The sequence below is a fragment of the Streptococcus sp. 1343 genome, assembly GCF_013277355.1.
Classification (GTDB): Bacteria; Bacillota; Bacilli; order Lactobacillales; family Streptococcaceae; genus Streptococcus; species Streptococcus pseudopneumoniae.
In genome coordinates, this window is sequence record NZ_VMMT01000097.1 from 1 (window position 1) to 761 (window position 761).

At 38.0% G+C, this 761-nt stretch carries 1 protein-coding gene; it reads right to left on the reverse strand.

Annotated features, from left to right (window positions below; all coding sequences use genetic code 11):
* Window positions 1-131: 131 nt before the first annotated feature.
* Window positions 132-761: IS30 family transposase (locus HT709_RS11325; protein ID WP_172925784.1), on the reverse strand; the 630-nt coding region annotated here is incomplete at its 5' end.

Below are 761 nucleotides of genomic sequence, written 5' to 3' on the forward strand. Positions count from 1 at the left end.
TTCAGTTCGACACAGGCTCGATTCTTTGTTTTCTTTCCTTGGTCTATAGCTTTTATCACAAGATATTTTTTCGTTTCATTCATATTCAGTTGGATACTTTTCATACGACTATTTTATCAAATGGGACATTTTCACGTTCGATTTACTAAAGACATTCTCACATTCGAGCCAAATTTCAAGTTCAAGTTAGCCATGAAGAAGTCTTCTCTGGGTGATTTGTAGTTCAAGCATTTTTTAGGATAGTTATTAATCCAATTTTCGATGAATGCGACTTCTTTGGGAGTCGTTTTCTTAGTTCCCTTAGGTAACCATCTCCGAATGAGCCTGTTGTGATTCTCATTAGTTCCCCTTTCCCAAGAGGCATAGGGGTGCGCATAATAGATATGTTCCTCAGAAAATACATCAGACAAGCGGTTAAATTCTGTACCATTATCTGCCGTGATGGACAGAATCTTGTCTTGTTTTAAGATGAGTTTTAAAGCCTGATTGACCGCCTCAGCACTTTTATTTGGAATCAATCGGATAATTTGATGCCTAGTCCTTCGATCAGTTAAGACCAGTAAACAATAATTTTTCACTCTTGTAAGCAGAACCGTATCAATCTCATAATGCCCATTCTCCAATCGCAGATTGATAGCTTCAGGACGCTGTTCGATAGATTGACCAGGGGGGTTAAAATTGGTGCTAGCTTGTTTCTTAACAGATTTTCCTTTTCTAGGATAGAGCAGATCCTGTTTTGACCATCCTAATTTTCCATGATG